The sequence below is a fragment of the Microbacterium sp. NPDC087592 genome (assembly GCF_044743585.1).
GTDB lineage: Bacteria > Actinomycetota > Actinomycetes > Actinomycetales > Microbacteriaceae > Microbacterium.
This window is the reverse complement of sequence record NZ_JBIUWT010000001.1, coordinates 571487-587479: the sequence shown is the minus strand read 5'-3', so window position 1 is coordinate 587479 and position 15993 is coordinate 571487. Positions and strand designations below refer to the sequence as shown.

Here is a 15993-nt window from a genome sequence, read left to right as displayed (position 1 = left end):
GCCCGTGCCGGGCGCGGCGCATTATATCGGTATTTTTGCGATAACCCTATGTTTCCGCTGAGTGTCGTAATACTCTTCGATCGTTACGTGTGCCCCAGCGCGGAACAGTTGAGGGGAAAGAGCAATGAAGCGGATCACTCGCGGGACAGGTCCGGTTCGCCGGGCTGCCGTGGCCACTGCGGCCCCTCGTGCCGCGGCCCCACGAAAGATGGCTGCGACTCTGGCGCTGCTCCTCGGCGTGGCGTCGGCGTTGACCGCGGGCTTCGGCGGGTCGGAATCCGCTTCGGCAGCGGAGGTCGCGTGTGTCCCGACGGGCGCGTACGTGCATTGCGTCGACTTCACCTACACCGGCGGCGACCAGACCTTCACCGTCCCCACAGGCGTCACGCAGGTGAGCGCGACGCTCACGGGTGCCGGCGGCGGGGGCCAGTGGGCGGGCGCGGGTCAGGGCACGCAGGGCGGCGGCGCGGGTGGGCAGGCGGTCGGCGTCCTATCCGTCACGCCCGGAGCATCTCTCACGGTCACCGTCGGCCAGGGCGGTGCGCCGTTGCAGGGGGCTCCGACTTACGGCGGCGGTGCCGTCGGTGGCGGCGCGGCCACCGGAAACGTGCGTCCTGGTGGAGCTGGTGGAGGCATGAGCGCGATCTGGCAAGGCGGGTACGGCGTCACTCCCTTGCTCATCGCAGGCGGTGGAGGTGGTGCACCCGGAGGAAGCAGTGCGGCCGGTTCCGCCGGAGGCGCCGGAGGAGGCACCGCGGGAGCCCCGGCGCCCGCAGAAGGGCTAGCCGAAACCGGACGCGGCGGTAGCCAGACTGCGGGCGGAGCAGCGGGGACGGGTGCGTGTACGGCTGGTGCTCCGGCGGCGGGGACGCAATATGCGGGAGGTGTCGGTGGGGGCGCTTCGAATTTGAGCATCGACGGCGGCGGTGGCGGCGGTGGCGGCTACTACGGGGGCGGTGGCGGTCGGTGTCTGGCTCTGCTGGGTATCGGCGACGGCGGAGGCGGCGGCGGGTCAGGCTTTGCGGCTCCTGGTGTGGTCGGCGCGGCGCTGACACTGGGTGGAGGAGCAGCCGGCGGCGGAGCTGCAGCGAGCGGCGGAAATGGGACCGTGCGACTCCAGTGGGGTGCGGCAGCCGTCGTGACCGGCCCTGCCGATGGAGCCACGGTTCCGCCTCGACCGGCATTCTCCGGCACGGGAACACCGGGCGACGTGGTCGAGATGCGCGACGATTCGGGCGCGGTGCTCTGCACCGCGACGGTGACCGCGGTGGGGACGTGGAGCTGCACGTCGACGTCGGATCTTGCCGTGGGCGCCAACGTCGTGCAGCCGTACACCGTGGTCAACGGCCAGGCGTTTGCCGGCAACGCGATCACCGTGACCGTCCCCTCGCCGTCGACGCCGGTGATCACCGGACCTGAGGATGGCGCCGCGGTGGCGGATTCCACGCCGACCTTCACGGGCACCGGAGACGATGGCGACACGATCACGGTCCGCGATGGCGGCGGCGCCGTGCTCTGCACGACGACGGTGGTGGACGGTGCATGGTCGTGCACGCCCACGACGGCGCTACCCGAAGGTGCAGCCACGGCGACGCCGACGGCGACGAACATCGACGGCACGAGCACGACCGGTGCGCCCGTCGCGTTCACGGTGGATACGGTGGCCCCTTCGGCGCCGGTGATCACTGGTCCAGCGGATGGTGCGGTGCTGACGGATGCCACGCCGACGTTCACCGGCACGGGTGATGACGGCGACACGATCACCGTGACGGACGGTGACGGCACCGTGCTCTGCACCGCGACTGTGGTCGATGGGGAGTGGTCCTGCACCCCGACCGATCCGTTGCCGGAGGGCGGGAGCACGATCACGCCGACTGCGACGGACGCGGCGGGGAACTCCACCCCGGGGGAACCGATCGAGGTGACGGTGGACACGGTCGCCCCGTCGGCGCCGGACATCACGGGCCCGGCGGATGGCGATGTGGTGGACACGGCGACGCCGACGTTCACCGGAACCGGTGATGACGGTGACACGATCACCGTGACGGACGGTGACGGCACCGTGCTCTGCACCGCGACTGTGGTCGATGGGGAGTGGTCCTGCACCCCGACCGATCCACTGCCGGAAGGCACAAACACGGTCACCCCGACCGCGACCGACCCTGCGGGGAACTCGACGGCGGGTGCTCCGATCGACGTGACGGTGGATACGGTGGCGCCGTCCGCGCCGGTGATCACTGGCCCCGCCGATGGCGATGTGGTGACGGACGCGACGCCGACATTCACCGGCACTGGGGATGACGGCGACACGATCACCGTCACCGATGGTGACGGAAACGTGCTGTGCACGACGACCGTGGCGGCTGGCGCCTGGTCCTGCACGCCCACGGATCCGCTGCCGGAGGGCACCAGCACGATTACGCCGACCGCGACGGACCCGGCCGGAAACTCGACGGCGGGTACTCCGATCGATCTGACCGTGGACACGGTCGCCCCGTCGGCCCCGGTGATCACCGGTCCTGAGGACGGCGATGTGGTGACGGATGCGACGCCGACGTTCACGGGCACGGGTGACGATGGCGACACGATCACGCTGAACGATGGCGATGGCAACGTCGTGTGCACCGCGACCGTGGTGGACGGTGAGTGGTCGTGCACGCCGACGACTCCGCTGCCGGAGGGCGCGAGCACGATCACCCCGACGGCGACGGATCCGGCAGGCAACTCGACCGAGGGCGACCCGATCGGACTCACGGTCGATACCGTGGCCCCGTCAGCCCCCGTGATCACCGGTCCGGCTGATGGTGCCGTGGTGACGGATGCGACGCCGACGTTCACCGGAACGGGCGATGACGGCGACACGATCACGGTGACGGACAGTGACGGCAACGTGCTCTGCACGACCACCGTGGTCGACGGCGAATGGTCGTGCACGCCGACCGACCCGCTGCCGGAGGGGACGAACACGATCACGCCGACCGCGACGGACCCGGCCGGTAACTCGACGGCTGGCGATCCGATCGATCTCAACGTCGACACCGTGGCTCCGTCGGCTCCGGCGATCACGGGGCCGGCTGACGGCGCTGTGGTGGACACGGCGACGCCGACCTTCACGGGCACCGGTGACGACGGTGACACGATCACCGTGACGGACGGTGATGGAACCGTGCTGTGCACGACGACCGTGGTGGATGGCGCCTGGTCGTGTACTCCGACCGATCCGCTGCCGGAAGGGACCAACACGGTCACGCCGACGGCGACGGACCCGGCCGGCAACGCGACAGCGGGCGACCCGATCGATTTCATCGTCGACACCGTGGCTCCGTCGGCTCCAGCGGTCACGGGGCCGGCAGATGGTGCTGTGGTGGACACGGCGACACCGACCTTCACCGGTACCGGTGACGACGGTGACACGATCACCGTGACCGATGGTGACGGCAACGTGCTCTGCACCACGACCGTGGTCGACGGCGAATGGTCGTGCACTCCGACCGATCCGTTGCCGGAAGGCACGAACACTGTCACCCCGACCGCGACGGATCCGGCCGGGAACTCGACGGAGGGCGATCCGATCGATATAACGGTCGACACGGTTGCCCCTGCAGCCCCCGTCATCACAGGTCCGGTTGATGGTGCCGTGGTGACGGATGCGACGCCGACTTTCTCGGGCACCGGTGACGATGGCGACACGATCACGGTGACCGATGGTGACGGCACTGTGCTGTGCACGACGACCGTCGTCGATGGCGTTTGGTCGTGCACTCCGACCGATCCGCTGCCGGAAGGCGTGAACACGATCACGCCCACCGCGACGGACCCGGCCGGGAATACCACGGAGGGCGATCCGATCGACGTGACGGTGGACACGGTAGCCCCCACCGCACCTGTGATCACGGGGCCGGCGGATGGTGACGTGGTGGACACGGCGACGCCCACCTTCACGGGTACGGGTGATGACGGGGACACGATCACTCTGACCGACGATGACGGTACCGTGCTCTGCACGACGACCGTCGTCGACGGCGAATGGTCGTGCACGCCCACGGATCCGCTGCCGGAGGGGACGAACACGATCACGCCGACGGCGACCGATCCCGCGGGCAACCCCACAACGGGTGACCCGATCGACGTGACGGTGGACACGGTGGCCCCCTCCGCTCCGGTGATCACCGGCCCGGCTGACGGCGCTGTGGTGACGGACGCGACTCCCGCCTTCACGGGCACCGGCGATGACGGCGACACGATCACTCTGACCGACGATGACGGCACGGTGCTGTGCACGGCGACCGTGGCCGATGGCGTTTGGTCGTGCACGCCGACCGATCCGCTGCCGGAGGGCGCGAACACGATCACGCCCACGGCGACAGACCCGGCGGGTAACTCCACGGCGGGCGATCCCATCGATCTCACGGTCGACACGGAGGCCCCGTCGGCGCCGGCGATCACCGGGCCGGCTGATGGTGCTGTCGTGACGGATGCGACGCCCACGTTCACCGGAACCGGTGACGACGGTGACACGATCACGGTGACCGATGGTGACGGGGCCGTGCTGTGCACGGCCACCGTGGTCGATGGCGCTTGGTCCTGCACGCCGACCGACCCGCTGCCGGAAGGTGCGAGCACTGTCACGCCGACGGCGACTGACCCCGCAGGTAACTCCACGGCGGGCGATCCGATCGATCTCACGGTGGACACCGTGGCCCCCTCCGCTCCGGTCATCACCGGTCCGGCTGATCGTGCTGTGGTGACGGATGCGACGCCGACGTTCACCGGAACCGGTGACGATGGCGACACGATCACCGTGACCGATGGTGACGGCACTGTGCTGTGCACGACGACCGCCGTCGATGGCGCCTGGTCCTGCACCCCGACCGATCCGTTGCCGGAGGGCGCGAACACGATCACGCCGACGGCGACGGACCCGGCGGGGAACACGACGCCGGGCGACCCGATCGACGTGACCGTGGACGCGGTCGCCCCCACGGCCCCGGTGATCACAGGCCCGGCGGATGGCGCTGCAGTGACGGATGCCACGCCCACCTTCACGGGTACCGGTGATGACGGCGACACCATCACTCTGACCGACGATGACGGCACCGTGCTCTGCACGACCACCGTCGTCGACGGCGCGTGGTCCTGCACCCCGACCGATCCGTTGCCGGAGGGGACGAACACGATCACGCCGACCGCGACCGACCCCGCCGGGAACACGACCGCGGGCGATCCCATCGACGTGGTCGTCGACACGGTGCCGCCCGCTCCGGTCCTGAACCCGGTCTGTGTCCAGAACGCGGATCTCACGATCACCTGTTCGGGCACCGGCGAGCCGGGGACGACCGTGGTCGTCACTGCGCCGGACGGCACGGAACTGTGCCGCACCGCTGTGGTCGTGCCGGAGTGGAGCTGCACGTCGTCCGGTCCTGCCGACCCGCAGGAGGTCACCATCACGGTCATCGATGCGGCAGGCAACGTCTCGACGCCCACGATCGCTCCCGTGACGCCGTACGTCCCGCAGCCGTCCGGCGGGGGCGGCGGCACGCTGGGAACCACCGGTGCCGACAGCTCTGCGGCTCTCGCCCTGGGAGCCCTTCTGCTCTTGATGGGCGGGGCGGCGCTCCTGCGCTCGAGGCGATGGGCGCCCGTGGAATCCGATTCCTCGACCGCTTGACGGGAGATCCTCGCCCGCGTACGACACTGCACGGATACATCCACGGACGGATGTATCCGTGCAGTGCGCTCGCGTAGCGTGGGGGAGTGATCCGCCCGCTCTCCCGCATGGCGCTGACCCTTGACATCGTCGGGGCGGCGCTGCTCTTCCTCGTGCTGATGCCGATGTCTCTCGTGTTCTATGGGCCGGGGACCGGGAACACGGCGATCGGCGGCGTGTCCGTCGTGGCGGTCGTCTTCGCGGCGGTGCTGATGTTCGGCGGTGTCGCGATCGGACGACTTGCGCCGGGCTGGTCACTGGTCGCCGCCTGGGCCGGGGCGATTCTCCAGATGATCGCCGGGTTCGGCCCGCTGCCGATCGACTTCGCCATCCTGCTCGTGCTCTACGCCACGGCGGCGTGGGGCACGAGGCGGGTGCTCTGGTGGGGGTTCGCCTCCGCGCTGTTCGGCGGCATCGTCGCGGCGGTGTACATGGTCATCGTGAACGGCGTCGCCTTCGGGACAGGTACCGGCTGGGAGAAGGTCACGACCGGCACGCTGCTGCTCATCGTCTCCGTCATGGCGCTCGGATTCGCGTGGGTGTGCGGACTGCTGTGGCGGGTCGTGCTGCGTGCACGCCGCACCCGTGCCGCGCAGCTGCAGGCTGAGTCACTCGCGGTCGAGGAGCAGGAGCGGGTCCGCATCGCCCGCGACATGCACGACATCGTCGCCCACTCTCTCGCCGTCGTGATCGCGCAGGCCGACGGTGCGCGCTACGCGGCAGCGGCGAAACCCGAGATGGCGACGGAGGCGCTCGGCACGATCGCACAGACCGCCCGTGGGGCGTTGAGCGACGTGCGGATGCTGCTCACTCAGCTTCGGCACCGGCAGGGAGACGGCCCGCAGCCCACGCTCGCCGACCTCGAAGCGCTGTTCGCGCAGGTGAGGCAGGCGGGGATCGAGCCGCGTGTCACCGTCGACCCGATGCCTCCGGGGGAACCACCGGGGGCGATCCAGCTCGCCGTGTACCGCATCCTCCAGGAGGCGCTGACGAACGCGATCCGCCATGGCGACGGTGCGGTCGACGTGCACCTGGCGTGGTTTCCCGATCGGGTCGACATCGACGTGCGGAACACGGTGCCGCGGGAGACGACGGTCGCCCCCGGTGGGCACGGCGTCATCGGCATGCGCGAGCGGGCACAGCTCGTCGGCGGTAGTCTGCAAGCCGAGCATCGGGGGGCACAGTTCGTGGTCCACGCCTCGCTTCCGATCGGAGCTTCCGAATGATCAGAGTCGTGCTCGTCGACGACCAGGCGCTGTTCCGCGCCGGCATCCGGATGCTCGTCGCCTCGCAACCCGACCTGGAGGTGGTCGGCGAAGCCGGCAACGGACAGGAGGCACTCGACGTCGTCCGTGCCACGCGGCCCGACGTGGTGCTGATGGACATCCGGATGCCGGTCATGGACGGACTCACGGCGACCGCCGAGATCCTCACCCGGCCGGAGCCTCCCCGCATCGTCATGCTCACGACGTTCGACCTCGACGAGGCTGCGGCCCGAGCGATCCGGCAGGGGGCCAGCGGATTCCTCCTGAAGGACGCCGATCCGGAGTTCCTGCTCGCCGCGATCCGCACCGTGCATTCCGGGTCGAGTGTGATCGCCGCGTCGGCGACGCGCGACCTGTTCGCGCACTTCGCCGAGGCGCCCAAGCCCGTCCCGCCGCAGTACACCACCCTCACCGACCGGGAGAAGGAGATCTTCGCGCTCGCGGCTCGTGGCCTGTCGAATGCCGAGATCGCGGGCCGGGAATACCTGAGTGAGGCGACCGTGAAGACGCACATCAGCCGGATCCTCACGAAGCTCGCGCTTCGCGACCGGGTGCAGCTGGTGGTATTCGCCTTCGAGCACGGCCTCGCCTGACCGCCGATCGACCGGGGAAGGGCCGAGTGCGGATCATCCCTGCGATGTACGCGGATGCTCCGGCCGGGCGATGACCGGCGCGGGGCTGCGGAAATAGCGTCGAAGGCATGGAGATCACGACCACCGACCTGGGGCTCGCCGCCCGCGTCCAGCACCTGAAGAAGACCTACGGCTCGGGCGAAGGTACCGTCCGTGCGCTCGATGACGTCAGCGTCGGCATCCGTCGCGGACAGTTCACCGCGATCATGGGCCCCTCCGGTTCCGGCAAGTCCACGCTGATGCACATCATGGCGGGGCTCGACAGCCCGACGGAGGGGCGCGCGTGGATCGGGGACACCGAGATCACCGGCCTCGGTGACATCGACCTGACGATCCTGCGCCGTCGCCGCGTCGGTTTCATCTTCCAGGCGTTCAACCTGGTGCCCACTCTCGACGCGTTGGGGAACATCATGCTCCCGTTCGAGCTCGACGGCCGTCGGCCGAGCGCGATCGAGCGGGCGCGCATCGACGGACTGATCGAGACGCTCGGACTCGGCTCGCGCCTCAACCACCGCCCGCATCAGCTGTCGGGCGGACAGCAGCAGCGTGTGGCCATCGCCCGCGCCCTCGCCACCGCCCCCGACCTGGTGTTCGCGGATGAGCCCACTGGCAACCTCGACTCCAAGACCGGGCGCGAGGTGCTGCGTCTGCTCGCCACCGCGAGCCGCGAGCACGGGCAGTCCATCGCGATGGTGACGCACGACGCGATCGCGGCGAGCCATGCCGACCGCGTGCTCTACCTCGGAGACGGTCGGATCGTCGCCGACCACCCGCGCCAGACCGCGGAGGAGATCTCCGCCTACATGCTCGCTGCCGAGGTGGCGGCATGACCGCCGTCGCCACGGTCGTCCCCGAGACGCGGGCGACAGGTCCTCGACTGGCCTGGCTGCGCGACCGGGGCATGGGCGCCAGCATCCTCGTCGCCGCGCTCTCGGCCGCGTTCGGTGTGCTCCTCGTAGAGATCACGGCATACATCGGTGCGGTCCTGCAGGCCGACCCCTTCATCGGAGACAGTGAGACGCTCGCGTTCGTGGTCGCGCTGCTGTCGGTGCTGCTCACCGTGGTCGCGATGTACGTGGCCGCGATCGTCACGGCGAACACCTTCTCGACGATCATCGCCGGACGCACGCGGCAGATCGCGCTCATGCGTCTGATCGGGGCGACCGCGCGCTCGCAGCGGGCTCAGGTCGGACAACAGGGTCTCGTCGTCGGTGTCCTCGGCGCCGCGATCGGCCTGCTCGCCGGGCTCGTGCTGGCGGTGATCGGTGTGCAGATCGGGTCGCAGCTGATCGAGAACACCCCGGCGTCCTTCTCGCTCGCACAGCCGTTCGTCGCCTTGCCCGCGATCGGTGTCGCACTCACGACCTGGGCCGCCGCCTGGGCCGGCTCCCGGCGGGTGCTCTCGGTGACCCCGCTGCAGGCACTGGGCGGCTCCGTCGAGCGGACCCACGACGAGGTATCCGGCAAGGCCGGACGGCACGTCGGTGCCTGGATCCTGCTGATCACCGGAGCCGTGCTCCTCGCCGCGGGCGTGGTCGTCGGACTTCTGACTCCGCTCGGCGTCGTCATCGCCTTCTTCGGCGGTGTGCTGTCCTTCACCGGGCTCGCTCTCGGATCCGTGCTGTTCATGCCGCCGGTGCTGCGCCTGGTGGGCCGGATGTTCGGCTCGAGCGCGACCGCGCGCCTCGCTGCCGAGAACGCGCTGCGCTATCCGGAGCGATCGTCTCGCATGGCGATCGGCGTGGTGATGGGTGTGACCCTGGTGACGATGTTCGCCGTCGCGCTCGAGTCCGCGAAACGTCTGATGATGAGTCAGGTGACCGGCGAGATCCCCGAGGAGTTCTTCGCTCCGTTCGACGCGTTCGCCGCGATCATGATGGTACTGGTTGCCGTCTCCGCGGTCATCGCGGCGGTCGGCCTCGTCAACCTGCTCACGATCGGCGTGGTGCAGCGTCGCCGCGAGCTCGGACTGCTGCGCTCGATCGGGCTGTCGAACCGTCAGGTGCGTCGCATGGTGCTGCTCGAGGCCACGCACATCACGGTGGCCGCGACGCTGACCGGTCTCGTGCTGGGCGTCACGTATGGGTGGATCGCGGCACAGTCGCTGCTCGGCTCGGTTCCGACCCTGCCGGAGTTCACTCCTGCCGGGCTCGTGGCCCCGCAGATCCCGTGGATCCCCGTCGCCATCATTGTCGTCGCCACTGCGGTGCTCACGCTGGTCGCTGCTGCCACACCCACGCGACTGGCCACTCGGGTGGCGCCGGTCGAAGCACTTGCGGCCGACTGACGGCTCTAGGCTTGTCGGATGCCGTCGCCGTTCGATCAGTCCACGTATCAGGTCCGTCTCGACTGGGGCACGGCGGGTCTCGCCCGTCTCGCACCCGCCGACATCGTCGTGGTCGTGGACGTGCTGCGATTCTCGTCCACCGTGATCGATGCCGCAGTCGCTGACACCGAGGTGGTTCTGGCCGAGGCCGAGGGATGGTCGCGGAATGGCGCCGCCGTCGCCGCCGCGGCCTCCCCGGAGGCGACCGTCCTCGTCGGCGGCATCCGCAACGCGTCTGCCGTCGCCCGCGCGGTGCAGACCGTGCAGGAGCGTCGACAGGCGCGCACCTCGGTGGCGGTCATCGCCGCAGGAGAGGTCGATGCCGGGGGTGTGCTGCGGTTCGCGGTGGAGGATCAGCTCGGCGCGGGCGCCGTCATCCTGGCGCTCTCGGATCGGGGCATCGATCACACGTCGCCGGATGCGGCGGTCGCCGCCGAGGGCTTCCGCGCGCTCCGCGGTGCGCTGCGGCACATGATCGGCGCGAGCGGGTCGGGGCGCGAGCTCGCCGATGGTGTGGCCTCCACCGCTCGTATCGACGCATCCGGCCTGACGCCGACATCGACGACGGATGCCGCCGTGCTCGACGCGGTCGACGTCGTCCCCGTCTTGCGCGAGGGGTCGTTCGCCCGGTTCGAGTGAGGCTCGCCGCTCGGGCGGACTTCTCCCCGTCGGGCGGATGCTCGTCGTCGCACTCTCCTCCCCACGCGGAGATCTCCGCCCGACGCCGCGCGGGAGACGACGGTTCGGCCGGCGCGACGTAGGGTCGTGGCATGAGGTACCTCCCCGCCGTCATCGTCGACATCGTGCTCGTGCTCGTCTTCGCCGCGATCGGTCGTGCCTCGCACGATGAGAATCCGGCGGGGTTCCTGCTGACCGCCTGGCCGTTCCTGATCGCTCTCGCGGTCGGTCATGTGCTCGCGGCGCTGCTCCCCGGCAGGCCGCGTCGGCCCTGGTCGGTGCTGTGGGGCACGGTGGTCTGGATCGTGACGGTCGCCGGCGGCATGCTCATCCGCGTGCTCAGCGGTGACACCGCCGAGGTGCCGTTCATCATCGTGGCCACGATCGTGCTCGGGGTGTTCCTCGTCGGCTGGCGGGCGATCACCGCCCTGCTGCGTCGACGCCGTGCTGCCGGGGAGACGCAGGAAGACGCCGTCGTTCTCGAGGACGAGCACCCAGACGACCTGCCACGCTGAGCGCTGAGCGGCGGTCAGCGCGGCATCTGAGCGGCGAGACGCACGTCTGACGGGATCTCGCGGCGGGTCCATGCGAAGACGTGTCTGGCGTCGAACGTGCGTGAGCAGCGTGCGCACGAGGTCGCCCTCGTCGGCCGCCGATGCCGGTAGGTCACGTGGCCGGCAGGGCAGCTACCCACCCACGGCGCGAGCTCGACAGCGGTCTCCCCGTGATGGGTCGTTCCGCCGACGTAGCCGAGTTCTTCCGCCACGCGTTTCCATGCCGGTCCGTGTGCGGCCGCATGTCCGGCGAGTGCATGCGCGACCTCATGCAGCAGCACCTGGTGGATCTCGTCGTCTTCGAAGCGGGCGGCGAGATAGCGCGAGACCGTGATGCGCTTCTTCGTGTAGTCGCATTGCCCGGCCCGGCGCTTGGCATGGTCGAAGCCGAAGGTCCAGCTGTCGTCGAGATGCAGCGTGATCAGTGCTTCGCCCCAGACGCGCACACGGTCGAGTTCCGCCATGCGCCCAGATTATGCCCTGCGACCGACATCGTGGTCGCAGGGCATGCTCAGCCCGCGACGAGCTGCGAGGGGCGGCGGCGCTCGGCGGCCTCGATCGCGAGCAGCACGGTCTCGAGTTCGCGGTCCTCTGCGCCGGACTCGCGTCGCAGGAACAGCGACTGCTTGAAGCTCTCCCGCGCTGTCTCGTAGTCGCCGGCCTCATAAGCGTTCTTGCCGTGGTGCTGATACGCGAATGCCGCGATCGACAGCCAGCGCTGGCCCTCGGCCTCGGTCGCGCACGTCGCCAGCTCCTGCTCGGCGGCGGTGTGCGCCCCCCGATACTGCAGGATCGTGGCGTGCAGCACGCGTGCGCGCAGCACATCCTTGCGGGTGCCGGCCATGCGCGCCTGGCGCACGGTCTCGTCGGCCAGCACGAGCGCTTCGTCCAGACGGTCGAGCACCTTCAGCAGCCACACGCGCTCGAGCAGTGCGGGCAGGCTGCGCTGCGACTCGATCTCGGCAAGGCGCGTCGCGCACTCGTCGAGATCGACCTTTTCGCGGAGCGTCTCCTGGTCGTATCCCCGGATGAAACTCATTGCTCTCCTTCCGCAGCGTCCCCGTCCAGTCTGCCTTCCGGTCGAGCGCTCGTCGGGGCGGCGCGCCCTGGTCGGCGCATCCGACCCGTGACATACCGCGGCGCGGCCGGGGCATGTCCGATCGATCCGGTCGAGGTCAGCGGAGGAAGAGTGAGGCGTCGGGGCGAGGCGACGCGACGGCATCGGCATCCGTGACGATCCGCGCCCCCTGCAGGAAGGCCTCCGCCTCGGCCCCCTGCGCGATCTTCGCCGGGTGCGGGCCGGCCGCCAGCATGCGCGGCAGCCACTCCGTCGGCAGGGGAGAGGCGGATGCCGCGATCACGAGGTTTCCGAACCGACGTCCCTTGAGCACCTGCGTGTCGGCGAGGATGCCGATCTCGGGCAGCACTTCGGCGATCGTCGCGGCCTGCCTGCGGGCGAACGCGAGGCCCGGGCCGTCCGCGACGTTGACGAGCAGCACGCCGCCGGGAGCGAGCAGGCCGGAGAGCTCGCGGTAGAACTCGACGCTCGTAAGGTGGGCGGGCGTCTGCGCTCCGGAGTAGACATCCGAGACCACGAGGTCGCAGCTCGCCTGCAGGGCGCCCGGAAGCCGGCCCACTCCCTCCCGTGCATCACCGATGCGGATGCGGATGGCGGCGCCCTTCGGCAGCGGCAGATGTTCGCGGACCAGCTGGGCGAGCTGCGCTTCGAGCTCGATGACCTGCTGGCGGGAGCCGGGGCGGGTGGTGTCGATGTAGCGGGGGATCGTGAGCGCGCCGGCGCCGAGGTGCACGGCGGTGAGAGGCCCGGGCGCGAGCTGATCGATCACCGCGCCCATGCGCACGATGTACTCGAAATGCAGATGCGTGGGGTCATCGAGGTCGACGTGCGACTGCGGGGTGTCGTCGACGATGAGCTCGAACCCGCTGGTGAACTCCGACGGCACGATGCTGGCGATGCCCCCGTGGTCCAGGCGGACCTGCGGGTGCTCGACGTCGCGCGATCGGTTCCGGCCCATAGCCCGAGCCTACGCGTCAGCGGAATGCGTCAGCGCAGCTTGCCGTTGGCGCAGGTCTCCTGCTCGACCGTCTGACCGGAGATGGCCGGGTCGAGCGTCGCGCGTGGTGCGGGAGTCTCGGTCGCCGGGGCGCCCGTGGCCGGAGGGGTCGTCTCCGGGGCCTCGGGGTCGGTGCCCGGTGCGGGCTCGACGAGTTCGACGCCCCCGTTGTTGCTGACGCCGCCGGTGAGCTGCACGGGCTGGCCCGCTTTCAGCGCGTCCCAGATGGTGGCTGCGGCGTCGTAGTTCGGGACGACCCGGTCGGAGTCGTCGGGGTCACCGAACACCGGGTACTGCAGGAAGACGAAGTCCGAGAAGGGCACGTCCTTGATCGAGAGCGCGAGCTGTGCGAGCCGGACGGGATTGGCCAGCTCGTCGCTCGGGTCGATGTTGTCGACCACGGTGTTGGCGAGTCCCAGCACCTTGCCCGGATCGCTGAGCACCTCGTCGCTCATGATCTTCTTCACCAAGCGCGACATGTACTGCTGCTGGTTCGAGACGCGGGCCATGTCGCTCTCGTCGCCGACACCGTGCCGGGTGCGGATGAACTGGAGCGCCTCGTAGCCCGAGACGGTGCGCGGTCCCGGCTCCCAGTCGAGAGCCGTGTGTCGGTCGCGGATGCCTTCTCCGCCGATGCACACCTCCACACCGCCGATCGCGTCGGTGACCTCCATCACTCCGTCGAAGGCGATCTTCGCAGCGAACGGGATCTCGATGCCCGTGAGCTGGGTGACCGTCTTCGCGACGCAGGAGAGTCCGGCGCGCTGGAAGATCGAGTTGATCTGCGTCTTGTTGGTCGCGGAGGCGACGGATCCGTCCGGGAGGGTGCACTCGGGGGTCTCGATCATCAGGTCGCGGGGGAGCGAGACCACCGTGACGTTGCGGGGCTCGGCCGAGACGTGCACGAGCAGATTCACGTCATTGAGGATGCCGCCGGCGGCCTCCGAGCAGCGCTTTCCGAGAAGCCCGGTGGAGACCTCGCCGCACTCATCGGTGCCGATGATGAGCATGCTGAACTCGCCGGGGAAGGCGCCGATCTGGGGAGGCTCCACCTCGGGGGCGTCTTCGAGGGTGACGGCACCGTCGCTGAAGCGATTGAAGTAGTCCGTCACGATGAACGCGGCGACGGCGATCGCGGACACGAGGATGACGCCCAGCGTGACCCCGGCGATCTTCAGGAAGCCCTTGGCGGGCCCGGGCGTGGGGAGAGTCGCATGGCGCGCGACCGTGGAGCGGTCGGCTTCGTCGTGGCGGCGCATGCCCGCGAGCCTACCGGCGGACCCTGCGGGCGCCGCGCAGGCCGAGCCTGGGCAATACCTGGGAGCGGCCGCGGCGGTGCTGATGTTACGGCCGCATGACGATTGTGAGAGGAACTTGCAGGTAATTAGTTAGTCGTGGATACTTTTTCCTAACCCCCGGTGAATACCCGATATTCGCCTGGACTTTTCAAAGAGGAGATCCCCGCATGCACAAGCGCATTCTTCCGGCCGTGGCGCTCGGCGCCGTGGCCACGCTCGCCCTCGCCGGCTGCGCCGGCGGCGGTGACACCGGCTCCACCGACGGCGAGGGCAAAGAGCTCACCGTCTGGATCATGAAGGGCACAAACCCGGACGCGTCGGCCTTCTACGACGACGTCGCCGAAGCCTTCGAGAAGGAGACCGGCGCCACCGTCAAGATCGACGAGATCCAGTGGGCAGACGCGCACGACCGTTTCGTGACCTCCATCGCCGGTGGCACGACTCCTGACATCGCCGAGACCGGCACCACCTGGACCGCCGAGTTCGCCGACGCGGGCGCGCTCCTCCCGATCGACGAGTACGTCGACGGCGAGAAGGGTCTGCGCGACGACCTGGTCGAGGGCCTCGAGGTCGCCGGCACCTACGAAGACGAGCTGTACGGCATGCCCTGGTACGCCGGTGTCCGCTCGCTCATGTACCGTGCCGACGTGTTCGAGGAGCTCGGTCTCGAGGCTCCGAAGACGTGGGACGACATCGTCGCCGCGGGTGACGCCATCAAGGCCGCAAAGCCCGACATGCTGCCGTTCCCGGTTCCGGGCGACGCCGAGTTCCAGGTCTACCCCTGGGTCTGGGGCGCCGACGGCGAGATCGCCACGAAGGACGGCGACACCTGGACCAGCGAGCTCGACAGCGCCGAGTCGCAGGCCGGCATCGAGTTCTACACGGGCCTCGCCACCGAGCACGGCTTCTCTTCCGCAGGTGCCACCACCTGGAAGGAGACCGACCTCCGTGACGCGTTCACGCAGGGCAACGTCGCCATGATGCTCTCGGGCTCGTGGACGCCGAACTCGCTCATCGAGGCGAACCCCGACCTCGAGGGCAAGATCGGCGCCGCGGTCATCCCCGGGAAGGACGGCGGCATCGCCCCGTCGGTGCTCGGTGGATCGCACCTCTCGATCTTCAACACGACGAAGAACGCCGACCTCGCGTGGGAGTTCGTGAAGCTCGTCACCACCGGCGAGTTCGCCGAGCAGTGGTCGGACGAGACCGGCTACTTCCCGGGCGTGCAGTCCGCGATGGAAGAGGCCCTCGCCTCGACCGACCCGCTGGTCGCACCGTTCGCCGAGCAGATGGTCGACGGCGGAGCATCCGTCCCGGTCACCCCGAACTTCGGCGCCGTCCAGGCGAAGAAGACGACCAACTCCATGATCCAGGCCATCCTCAGCGGACAGAAGGACGTCGCGACCGCGACGAAGGACGCTTCCGCCGAGATGACCGAACTGCTCAACCAGTAAGGAA

At 69.5% G+C, this 15993-nt stretch carries 12 protein-coding genes; 8 read left to right on the top strand and 4 right to left on the bottom strand.

Translation table 11 applies throughout. The features are described from left to right. Positions 1–208 precede the first annotated feature (208 nt). From ACIOTO_RS02835 to ACIOTO_RS02805, 7 genes are all read left to right on the top strand, one after another. Positions 209–5668 carry an Ig-like domain-containing protein gene (locus tag ACIOTO_RS02835; RefSeq protein ID WP_400856364.1) on the top strand — a complete coding sequence of 1820 codons (5460 nt, stop codon included), beginning with the start codon at positions 209–211 and terminating at the stop codon, positions 5666–5668. Positions 5669–5754: 86 nt separating this feature from the next. After that, positions 5755–6933: a sensor histidine kinase gene (locus ACIOTO_RS02830; RefSeq protein WP_400856363.1), complete on the top strand. Its 1179-nt coding sequence runs from the start codon at positions 5755–5757 to the stop codon at positions 6931–6933. After that, the gene (locus tag ACIOTO_RS02825; RefSeq protein ID WP_105712370.1) at positions 6930–7565 is read left to right on the top strand and encodes a response regulator transcription factor; all 636 of its coding nucleotides are present in this window, start codon (positions 6930–6932) and stop codon (positions 7563–7565) included. Before ACIOTO_RS02830 ends, ACIOTO_RS02825 begins: the two co-directional genes overlap by 4 nt. 107 nt (positions 7566–7672) lie before the next feature. Next, on the top strand, positions 7673–8434 hold the full coding sequence (locus ACIOTO_RS02820; RefSeq protein ID WP_029261819.1) for an ABC transporter ATP-binding protein: 762 nt from the start codon (positions 7673–7675) through the stop codon (positions 8432–8434). Next, a complete protein-coding gene (locus ACIOTO_RS02815; protein WP_400856360.1) occupies positions 8431–9891 on the top strand; it encodes an FtsX-like permease family protein in 1461 nt (486 codons plus the stop codon). The genes ACIOTO_RS02820 and ACIOTO_RS02815 overlap by 4 nt, the downstream gene beginning before the upstream one ends. Before the next feature lie 18 nt (positions 9892–9909). Next, complete coding sequence (locus ACIOTO_RS02810; RefSeq protein WP_400856359.1) at positions 9910–10569, top strand: 2-phosphosulfolactate phosphatase; 660 nt, start codon at positions 9910–9912, stop codon at positions 10567–10569. A 131-nt stretch (positions 10570–10700) separates the two neighbouring features. Further along, on the top strand, positions 10701–11123 hold the full coding sequence (locus ACIOTO_RS02805; protein ID WP_400856358.1) for a DUF3054 domain-containing protein: 423 nt from the start codon (positions 10701–10703) through the stop codon (positions 11121–11123). 14 nt (positions 11124–11137) lie between these two features. Here ACIOTO_RS02805 and ACIOTO_RS02800 read toward each other — a convergent pair whose 3' ends face one another. From ACIOTO_RS02800 to ACIOTO_RS02785, 4 genes are all read right to left on the bottom strand, one after another. Beyond that, a complete protein-coding gene (locus ACIOTO_RS02800; RefSeq protein WP_029261823.1) occupies positions 11138–11626 on the bottom strand; it encodes a SprT-like domain-containing protein in 489 nt (162 codons plus the stop codon). Between the two features lie 47 nt (positions 11627–11673). Beyond that, positions 11674–12201, bottom strand: coding sequence for a hypothetical protein (locus ACIOTO_RS02795; protein ID WP_400856356.1), 528 nt, complete (start codon positions 12199–12201; stop codon positions 11674–11676). 136 nt (positions 12202–12337) lie between these two features. Next, positions 12338–13198, bottom strand: coding sequence for a spermidine synthase (locus tag ACIOTO_RS02790; protein ID WP_400856354.1), 861 nt, complete (start codon positions 13196–13198; stop codon positions 12338–12340). Between the two features lie 29 nt (positions 13199–13227). Further along, the gene (locus ACIOTO_RS02785; RefSeq protein WP_400856353.1) at positions 13228–14496 is read right to left on the bottom strand and encodes an LCP family protein; all 1269 of its coding nucleotides are present in this window, start codon (positions 14494–14496) and stop codon (positions 13228–13230) included. A gap of 206 nt (positions 14497–14702) precedes the next feature. On the opposite strand from ACIOTO_RS02785, the gene ACIOTO_RS02780 reads away from it, so the two are divergent. Next, a complete protein-coding gene (locus ACIOTO_RS02780) occupies positions 14703–15989 on the top strand; it encodes a sugar ABC transporter substrate-binding protein (protein ID WP_029261827.1) in 1287 nt (428 codons plus the stop codon). Positions 15990–15993 lie beyond the last annotated feature (4 nt).

Coding starts and splice junctions, on each gene's coding strand:
- ACIOTO_RS02835 (WP_400856364.1), top strand. CDS start 209: ATGGCTGCGACTCTGGCGCTGCTCCTCGGCGTGGCGTCGGCGTTGACC.
- ACIOTO_RS02825 (WP_105712370.1), top strand. CDS start 6,930: ATGATCAGAGTCGTGCTCGTCGACGACCAGGCGCTGTTCCGCGCCGGC.
- ACIOTO_RS02820 (WP_029261819.1), top strand. CDS start 7,673: ATGGAGATCACGACCACCGACCTGGGGCTCGCCGCCCGCGTCCAGCAC.
- ACIOTO_RS02815 (WP_400856360.1), top strand. CDS start 8,431: ATGACCGCCGTCGCCACGGTCGTCCCCGAGACGCGGGCGACAGGTCCT.
- ACIOTO_RS02810 (WP_400856359.1), top strand. CDS start 9,910: ATGCCGTCGCCGTTCGATCAGTCCACGTATCAGGTCCGTCTCGACTGG.
- ACIOTO_RS02805 (WP_400856358.1), top strand. CDS start 10,701: ATGAGGTACCTCCCCGCCGTCATCGTCGACATCGTGCTCGTGCTCGTC.
- ACIOTO_RS02800 (WP_029261823.1), bottom strand. CDS start 11,626: ATGGCGGAACTCGACCGTGTGCGCGTCTGGGGCGAAGCACTGATCACG.
- ACIOTO_RS02795 (WP_400856356.1), bottom strand. CDS start 12,201: ATGAGTTTCATCCGGGGATACGACCAGGAGACGCTCCGCGAAAAGGTC.
- ACIOTO_RS02790 (WP_400856354.1), bottom strand. CDS start 13,198: ATGGGCCGGAACCGATCGCGCGACGTCGAGCACCCGCAGGTCCGCCTG.
- ACIOTO_RS02785 (WP_400856353.1), bottom strand. CDS start 14,496: ATGCGCCGCCACGACGAAGCCGACCGCTCCACGGTCGCGCGCCATGCG.
- ACIOTO_RS02780 (WP_029261827.1), top strand. CDS start 14,703: ATGCACAAGCGCATTCTTCCGGCCGTGGCGCTCGGCGCCGTGGCCACG.